The sequence below is a fragment of the Acetivibrio ethanolgignens genome, assembly GCF_001461035.1.
Taxonomy (GTDB): Bacteria; Bacillota; Clostridia; order Lachnospirales; family Lachnospiraceae; genus Velocimicrobium; species Velocimicrobium ethanolgignens.
In genome coordinates, this window is sequence record NZ_LNAM01000007.1 from 1 (window position 1) to 6,469 (window position 6,469).

Annotated in this window: 8 protein-coding genes and 1 riboswitch; all 8 genes read right to left on the bottom strand. The window is 36.5% G+C overall.

The window, feature by feature from the left end; all coding sequences use genetic code 11:
- On the bottom strand, positions 1–315 hold a 315-nt coding region (locus ASU35_RS01365; protein WP_341415474.1), incomplete at its 3' end, for a phosphotransferase.
- Between the two features lie 347 nt (positions 316–662).
- Entirely contained in the window at positions 663–974 is a 312-nt protein-coding gene (locus ASU35_RS20665) for a DUF2085 domain-containing protein (protein ID WP_083504085.1), read from the bottom strand.
- A gap of 111 nt (positions 975–1,085) precedes the next feature.
- Positions 1,086–2,966, bottom strand: a complete 1,881-nt coding sequence (locus ASU35_RS01375) for a hypothetical protein (protein ID WP_058351336.1) — start codon at positions 2,964–2,966, stop codon at positions 1,086–1,088.
- A 3-nt stretch (positions 2,967–2,969) separates the two neighbouring features.
- Positions 2,970–3,902 (bottom strand): hypothetical protein, encoded by a 933-nt coding sequence (locus ASU35_RS01380; RefSeq protein ID WP_058351337.1) that lies wholly within the window; start codon positions 3,900–3,902, stop codon positions 2,970–2,972.
- Complete coding sequence (locus tag ASU35_RS01385) at positions 3,903–4,166, bottom strand: hypothetical protein (protein WP_058351338.1); 264 nt, start codon at positions 4,164–4,166, stop codon at positions 3,903–3,905.
- Positions 4,167–4,219: 53 nt separating this feature from the next.
- On the bottom strand, positions 4,220–4,429 hold the full coding sequence (locus ASU35_RS01390; RefSeq protein ID WP_058351339.1) for a MerR family transcriptional regulator: 210 nt from the start codon (positions 4,427–4,429) through the stop codon (positions 4,220–4,222).
- Between the two features lie 51 nt (positions 4,430–4,480).
- Positions 4,481–4,561, bottom strand: a riboswitch (cyclic di-GMP riboswitch).
- Between the two features lie 121 nt (positions 4,562–4,682).
- A complete protein-coding gene (locus tag ASU35_RS01395; RefSeq protein ID WP_242861174.1) occupies positions 4,683–6,041 on the bottom strand; it encodes a recombinase family protein in 1,359 nt (452 codons plus the stop codon).
- Complete coding sequence (locus tag ASU35_RS20670) at positions 5,953–6,348, bottom strand: recombinase zinc ribbon domain-containing protein (protein WP_423229963.1); 396 nt, start codon at positions 6,346–6,348, stop codon at positions 5,953–5,955. The genes ASU35_RS01395 and ASU35_RS20670 overlap by 89 nt, the downstream gene beginning before the upstream one ends.
- Positions 6,349–6,469: the final 121 nt, after the last annotated feature.

Here is a 6,469-nt window from a genome sequence, read left to right on the forward strand (position 1 = left end):
CTCTTTCTCAGATAAACTCGGCAATATCTCCTCTAAATCATTTCCTTCAATCCACGAAAGAAGCATATATACATTTTTTCCATCATTACAAATCCCAAACTTCTTAGGCATAGACATGTTAACTCCTAGCTTTGAATACTTTGTAATAATCTCATATTCCTTCTTTTTGGCTTCATATTGACCAATATCAGATACCCTGAGCAGCAGTAATTCACCATCATTCGTTCTTATCTTATACTTTTTATCACTTGACCATCCCTTTGAGATTAAGTCAATTGATTCCCAATTTAAGCTTTCGACAATATCCAAAAACATTACAAAATCCTTCCATCCCCGAAATCAAAAAAGTTGCACCCTGTCCGGCGCACAGCCTTTACCAAAACTACTATCCCAATTCACAGCTATTGTGCCTACAAATTTTTGCCCCCTCTTAAATTTCTATTTTCTATATACATTTTTTCCTGCTAAAAACACAGGTACATATTCTTCAAAAAAGCCCTGAAACCCGCTTAAACTGGGACTTTACGCGACAGTAAACAGACGGTTTCAACGTGCATTGAAACTTTAGTTCGCATTAACATTCGCGCACAATTTGGTGTATTCATAAAATTTAGCCCCCTTTATATCGCAGTCTATTTTTAGCACCCTGCGCGCGTACACCCTCAATGATAAAGTATAAACGCTACCAATGAAAAACCAACTCCAAACATCGCGCCGGTCATCGTTCTTCGTCTATTTGTACTCTCATATGAAAAGAAGTATTGAGCACAACCATCAACCACAATTGGTAACATCAGTAAGCTTCCCAAGACAACTTGAGAAGCTCCAAATGATATATTAACAAAACCTCTAATTATGACCATCAAAACTAGTGATAGCAATACACCTGTACACCTCCAGCACAACACAAACGGTTGACCAAATATTCTAGGTGCTGTCTCTTCTCTATGATTACAAATCGGATATTTTGTCATTATATTACCTCGAATTAAGAAAGGCACAAATCAACGAGATTACAATAAGTGCAATTCCTGCCGGAGGATACACAAACAATAACACCAAACATATTATAATAAACAATAATTTCATACTGTTATTGTCACCCCTTCCCTTGTAAAATATCTCCACTCATCTTCAAAATCTATTCCCATTGAAAAGATCTCATTTATATTATCAAGTGGTTCAAAAGCATCATCATGCTTCAAATCAAGTTTTTGGATTGAATCCACCATTTCAGATATATCTCTTTCAATAAGCTGCAATTCTTCATCAGAAGCCTCATATCCTTCTGATAGCATCATAAATGACTCTTCAACAAACTTCTCATTTTCCTCAATAAAAAGTTTTTCAATATTGGCAGTTAACAAACCGTACTGAACATTGAATAAATCCATCTTATTCAAAACAAGCATTATTAGATTTGTTGAAATAATCGTAACAATAACCTGTAATGGTTCCATTAAAATATCAGGCAACGCAAACTGTTTCTCAAGATATTCGAATAATATTTCGAGAACAATTGTATTTACGGTTGTGAACATAACCTTCGTAACAGAATCGGCTTTCTGTGCTGCAGACATCTTAGGATGAACAATTGTCTTACAACAATTAACAAGTGACAGAACAACGCTCTTTACAATTTTTAGCATCTTTTTCACCGTAGTTTTAGCCATCTCAATAACCATGTCAAAAAATACTTTTACAAATTTATGTAATGAATTTCCAGCTATATTAATGAAAATATCTGCCAATTTACTTTTTACATAAGCAACTATTCGCTTCTCTGCCTTCTTCAATTCACTGAAAAATTTTTCTAAAGTGAGGTCCTTTTTTCTTAAAATTTGTTGTGTTTCAAATAACACTGGTGGCATTACATAGTAGATTAACTGGCCAGCAACAATTTTACCTATAGCCTTACTAGCTGTCTTTCCAGCATCAACTGCGATATTAGCATAATTAAAATCTTCCAAATCACCCAATTGCTGTTCACGCGCAGCCATCATCTTTTCCATTTGTTTTTTATATGCATCTTTAACTTCCTGCTTAACCTTGCCATTCTTATCAAGATATCCACCCTTTTTCATAGCCTCTGTAGCAGATTGGCCCGCATTTTCCCATTGATGAACTGCTGCCTCAACTAGTTGTTCTGGCGTTGCAGACATCGTAATATCAGTTGAAGGATCATACTCATTAGATCTAGGGTTCATATACCTTATTTCGCCATTAACATTGCAGACACGTACATCTCCTTTAGAACCATTTGCAGAAGCTAACATCATTTGCATATTTGCATCCGAATTATAAAAAGCCCGATATTTATCTAAAATCTCATCACTACTCTTTATATATCTAGCATTATACGTAATAGCCTCTCGTGGCATCTTATGGTCTGCCTGAAGGTCTCTTGAATACCAATCCTTTTTATTCTGAGGTTTAGTAGTTGTTTCAACCTCTCTTCCAGACAATTCATCGCGCAAAGTTCCTACAAGCTTTCCGTCTTTTTCATGAATATTTTCAACACGACTGTTACGATAATCTTTCTTTCCATTGATATCAAACTTATCATCGGATCTATCACTCGTAAAAAGTTGCGATTGAAAGCTCTGGCAATCTTTTACTATATCTTTCATAGTCTCCGTATTCAGGCCATCGCTCGAATTGTAAATTGCTTTTCTTACCTCCTCATTATTCATTAAATAATCCTGGTCATTATCATATCTGAAGTGTAAAAATCTATCTGCAAGTTGATCTGCAGTAATATAAAAATCACCCAAATCAAAGTATCGTCTGACAACTTCCCCTGCCAAATCTCTAGCTATATTCTTTGCAAGAGTGAGCCCAAGATCATTTTTCAACAGTTCTCTATTTCCAATATTTATTTTTTCTATTGTTGATAGGAAAAGTTCTCTTTGCCGCATAGATAATGCATTTCTTGAAGCAATTAGGTTCTCAAAATTTCTCTCCATTTTCTATGCCTCCTCTCGCTTAAAAATAAGAAACTGATTAACATTATTCATCTGGGTTTCCAGTACATCCTTCTCTTTATTAATCTCATTCAAATCATTTTCGGAAGTGGTTCCTTTTAATAAATTTGTTAATACTGGAGTGTTATAAATCTTACATGCGATAACATAAAACAAAAATGTATTTCGAACAAACTGATAATGATCCTGAAACTGAGTATCTCTTATAAGATCAATATTGTTCCTAAATTCTACATTTTTCAAACTATTATCCGAAATTATCCTGTTTTTAATTGTCAACGCTTGAAAGAATGCCTCTACCAAATCCATCTCCGGAATAATAACTTTCTCAATATAGCAGATGATTCGTTCTACACAGAAAATATATAATTCGGCGATTTTTTTATCCTGTTCTGCCGCAAACTTCAAATTTTTCAATTCCAGAATGGTTTGTTCGGCTTCAAGTTTAAGTGAATTAAGCTGCTCCTGCATTGATAGATTTTGTGCTTGAGTTTTCTTTTTCATTCCTAATGGGCTCAAGAAAAATGAATTTATAAAAACATCCCCTTTGCTCCAATCTATGTCCTGGATATAATCTTCAATGCTAATAAAACGATGCTCTGGTACCGCTACATAACATGCTGTTTCCTCTTCCGCATAGTCTCCAATCATTTTTACATTTCCAAAATGGCCTAAAAATTCCCCTAAAAATTCAATATTTTTAGAAACATTTCCAGCTCTAAAATCATTTAATTCCTTAATAGAACCATTTAATTCTTCTATAGAACTATTAACACTATTAACATTACTACTAACCTGGTCCTTAAAATCATCATACGTTTTCTTTATTTCCGCAACTCGCTCTCGACGTTCCTTTTCTCCAGTCATAGTTTGAACTTTGTCAGACGCCCAATCTAATACATCAGTAAATAATCCCATTTACTTACCCCCATAATACTTAAAGTCATTACCAACTCTCTTATCTTTACATGCAACAATCTGTCCATCTTCTACCAAGAAAGATAAATGCTCATTTTTTGTAATTATAAATTTGTTCTTTTTTCCTGAAATTACAAAATTTCCATATTCTGAATCATATTTTTGGCTCACATTAATATTTTCAGATATAGAATTGAAAATTCCTCTTTTATACAAAACAATACAAACAACCGCTGCAATTAGTACAATGAAAAAAATGATCATCTTTAGTTTCTCCCTTCTTCTTTTAGTCTAGCATATTAGGTGTACATAAAATGTCACTCATCACTAGATTTTCTCCAATTTCTATATTTTCCTGTTGTAATCCTTCCATCAACAGGCTTTTGAGTTTCGACTGGTACGGCCCATTCTCTTCCTAGTTTTGCTGCTCCAATTATCTGGCCATTTAAACACATAGCTCTTACTCTTCTAGGTGTAATCGACCAATTCTCAGCGACTTCATTAATTGTTAAATATCCTTCAATCATCAAATTTCCTCCAATATAAAAAACGCACTGCTATTACTAGCAATGCTTCTGAAGTGCAACTGGCTACCATATAATAACTTAGGCCCTATAGTTTTGCGTCACATCCTTTCAGATGCTTTGCCTTTATACCAAGTATTCTATACCTTTAGCGGAACTTTGTCAATAAAACGTGGTACTTTATAACCATTTATGAAGCACACAAAAAAGGCCGGTAAGTAAATCACTACGATTCACCTACCGTCCCTTTTAAACTTTATTCAGTTGCAACCTCAAACTCTGTACCGTCATAAAACTTTATCTGAAGCCTGCCATCTTCAAATACTGTAATGTGGTCCATTACCGCCATCATAAGCGCTGAATCAAACTCCTTTATTGGCCCTGCCGCTGCATGCTTCATAAGAAGTCTGGTTTTATACCTTAGCAGTACATCATCACTCTTTATATTTGCTTCCCATTTCTCCTGGTAATCTTCCAGGTGTTCTATTATCTCATTCCAACTCATAACAAACAGCTTAGTGAAGGTTTCGTCAGTAACGTACCTATTGCTGCAAACCTTATGACCGTCAGCCTTGTTGCAGGAGCCGCAGCGCCACTTGGTTATCTTAGTACCGGCTCTGCTCGTGTACTTTACTCTGGAATAAATATTGCCGCAATTCCCACAAATAATCTTGGCATAAAAGGGGTTCTTTTCGCTCATCTGCCCGTAAGCATTTGTGAAATGGTCCTTACAGTACTGGGCCCTTCTTTCAAACTCTGCCTGGACTGCTTCCCATGTTTCAATATCAATAATCGGTTCATGGTCTTCTTCAATATGGTACATCTGAACACTACCGTCATTTATAACTCGTCTCTTGGAAAGGAAGTCGGCTGTATAGCTTTTCTGCAAAATGGCATCTCCCATGTACTTCTCATTTCGAAGCATGGAGTCCAGCGTACTTGCCTGCCAGTTATACTTTCCATCCCAGTTCTTTAACTTTTCTGCTTTGAATATTCTGGCAATATAATCAACCGTTTTTCCGGACATGAATTCCTCATAAAGCCTAACCACTATCTTGGCCTGCTGCCTGTTTACAACAAGGTGGCCTTCCTCATCCATATCATACCCTAAGAAGCGCTTGGTGCTCATTTTATGCTTGCCCTGTTCAAATCTCCTTCGAATCCCCCAGGTACAGTTCTCTGAAATGCTGCGGCTCTCATCCTGGGCCAGGCTAGAAAGTATCGTAAGAAGCACCTCACCCTTAGCATCTAAAGTATTAATGTTTTCCTTTTCAAAAACAATCCCGATTCCTAAGTCCTTAAGCTCTCTTACATAGTTCAGGCAGTCCAGTGTGTTTCTGGCAAATCTAGAAATCGACTTTGTAATGATAAGGTCTATCTTTCCGGCTCTGCAATCTGCAATCATTCTATTGAAGTCATCGCGCTTTTTGGTGTTGGTACCGGAGATACCTTCATCGGCGTAAATATCAACCAGTTCATAGTCAGGATTTCTGGTTATCACCTCAGTGTAATAGCGTACCTGATTCTCATAACTCGATAACTGTTCTTCTTGATCTGTTGACACGCGGCAATACGCTGCGACCTTCTTCTTTAATTCTATCTGCCGCCCGTTCACCAGAATCGTATGCTCTTTTGCTGGTATAACCGTAATGCTTCTCGCCATTTTCAAACACCTCCTCAACTACCATTGGCTCTGTAAAAGAAAGGCCCGTAAGTAAATCGTCTCTAACACGAATTCCCTTACAGGCCTCTTTTCCTTGTTGGATATATGTTGAACATATCCATTCCACTTTTCTATTGTAAACATATCTGCGTCGTAAACTCTTACCACAATTCGGGCATACAAGCATTCCACTCATTGGATATCTTCTTTGGTACTTATCACCACTTTGAATATTTCTTTGCTTTTTATGATATTGCATGAGTTCTTGTACCTGCTGCCATTCTTCTTCGCTGACAATGGACGGGTGATTCTCCGATACATAAAATGTCACGCGTCAAATTATAATTCTCTCCTGTCGCAATCCTGCCGCAGATTAAATC

Coding starts and splice junctions, on each gene's coding strand:
- ASU35_RS20665 (WP_083504085.1), bottom strand. CDS start 974: ATGACAAAATATCCGATTTGTAATCATAGAGAAGAGACAGCACCTAGA.
- ASU35_RS01375 (WP_058351336.1), bottom strand. CDS start 2,966: ATGGAGAGAAATTTTGAGAACCTAATTGCTTCAAGAAATGCATTATCT.
- ASU35_RS01380 (WP_058351337.1), bottom strand. CDS start 3,902: ATGGGATTATTTACTGATGTATTAGATTGGGCGTCTGACAAAGTTCAA.
- ASU35_RS01385 (WP_058351338.1), bottom strand. CDS start 4,166: ATGATCATTTTTTTCATTGTACTAATTGCAGCGGTTGTTTGTATTGTT.
- ASU35_RS01390 (WP_058351339.1), bottom strand. CDS start 4,429: ATGATTGAAGGATATTTAACAATTAATGAAGTCGCTGAGAATTGGTCG.
- ASU35_RS20670 (WP_423229963.1), bottom strand. CDS start 6,348: ATGCAATATCATAAAAAGCAAAGAAATATTCAAAGTGGTGATAAGTAC.